Annotated in this window: 1 pseudogene; it reads left to right on the top strand. The window is 61.4% G+C overall.

The features are described 5' to 3' along the window. Positions 1–355 (top strand): annotated as a pseudogene (locus ACYQ8L_RS18680) (IS4 family transposase); the annotation flags it as partial.

The raw sequence follows: 355 nt of genomic DNA, 5'->3' as shown, positions 1-355 counted from the left end.
TATCCCGCGGCCTCTCTCACCCGACTCTATGCGCTGCGCTGGGGCGTAGAGGAGGGCAGTTACAAGGTTCTCAAGTGCCGGGTGGAAGTGGAGCGATTCACCGGCAAATCGGTCCTAACGGTGCAACAGGACTTCTACGCCAAGCTCCTTTTGGTCGCGATCGCTTCGGTGTTTCGTTGGGTGGCCCAGCACGCGGTGGAACGTGTGACGGTCGGCCGCAAACACCCTTGGGCCGTGAACTTCGCCCACGCCCTGGCCACCATGAAGGACCATTTTGTCAAACTCGTGCTCCGGCCCAGCCGGGAAGGGGTGGAAGCCCTCTTATGGGTCTTGGCAAGCGTCATAGAGCCCGTCC

The sequence above is a fragment of the Deferrisoma palaeochoriense genome (assembly GCF_054656955.1).
This window is presented reverse-complemented; position numbering and strand designations above follow the sequence as displayed.